1 protein-coding gene is annotated in these 1,279 nt (G+C 67.8%); it reads right to left on the reverse strand.

Features of this window, described 5'->3' with window-relative positions; all coding sequences use genetic code 11:
• Nucleotides 1–1,161: IS256 family transposase (locus ABD374_RS31585; protein ID WP_344500060.1), on the reverse strand; the 1,161-nt coding region annotated here is incomplete at its 3' end.
• Nucleotides 1,162–1,279: the final 118 nt, after the last annotated feature.

Raw genomic sequence — 1,279 nt, forward strand, 5'->3', positions numbered from 1 at the left:
GTCCAGGCCCATGTAGCGGCGGCCTTCGGTCCATTCGTCGGTTTGTTCGGCGAGGACGGCGCCGATGAGGCGGATGATCGCGGCGCGGTTGGGGAAGATGCCGACGACGTCGGTGCGGCGGCGGATCTCTTTGTTGAGCCGTTCCTGGGGGTTGTTGGACCAGATCTGTTTCCAGATCACGCGGGGGAACGTGGTGAAGGCGAGCAGTTCCTCGCGGGCGTCGTCGAGGTGGTCCGCGGCGTCGGGGAATCGTTCGGCCAGGGTCGTCACGGTGCGGGTGTACTGCGCTTGGACGGCGTCGGCGTCGGGCTGGTCGAAGATCGTGCGGATCAGGGTCGCGACCCATGGCTGCGCCGATTTCGGGACCTTCGGCAGCAGGTTGCGCAGGTAGTGGGTGCGGCATCGCTGCCACGCCGCGCCGGGCAGGGTAGCCCCGATCGCTGCGACCAGACCGCGGTGGGCGTCGGACACCACCAGTTTGACACCGGACAGGCCACGCGCGGTGAGGGAGCGCAGGAACGCCAGCCAGCCGGCGCCGTCCTCCTCGCTGGTGACGTCCAGGCCGAGGACCTCCCGCTGCCCGTCGCTGTTGACGCCGGTGGCGACGAGGGTGTGCACGCCGACGATCCGGCCGCGTTCGCGGACCTTCACCACGAGTGCGTCCAACGCCAGGAACGTGTACGGGCCGGCGTCCAGGGGCCGGTTGCGGAACGCCTCGACCTGCGCGTCCAGATGCGCCGCCATCTCCGACACCTGGCTCTTGGACAGCCCGGTGATGCCGAGCTGCTCCACGAGCTTCTCCACCCGGCGGGTCGACACCCCCAGCAGGTACGCGGTCGCCACCACCGAGATCAGCGCCTGTTCGGCGCGGCGGCGGTGCTGCAACAGCCAGTCCGGAAAGTAGCTGCCCTGCCGCAACTTCGGGATCGCCAGCTCGACCGTGCCGGCGCGGGTGTCCCAGTCCCGGTGCCGGTAGCCGTTGCGCTGGTTCGTGCGTTCGTCGCTGCGTTCCCCGTACGGTGCGCCGCACACGGCGTCAGCTTCCGCGGACATGAGCGCTTCGGCGAACGTCTTCACCATCGAACGCAGCAGATCGGGTGACGCCGAGCCAAGTTCCTCACGCAGGAACCGGCCAACGTCCACACTCTTGGGTGCGGTCATCGCTTGATCTCTCCTTCGGTACTTTCGTCAGTTCGAAGGATCAAGCGGTGACCGTCTCCATCTCCTCAACCACCTCAAAGGTGGGCGATTCGTACACCACTCCCGTGGACATGACCCC

The organism is Streptomyces enissocaesilis (genome assembly GCF_039533765.1).
GTDB lineage: Bacteria > Actinomycetota > Actinomycetes > Streptomycetales > Streptomycetaceae > Streptomyces > Streptomyces enissocaesilis.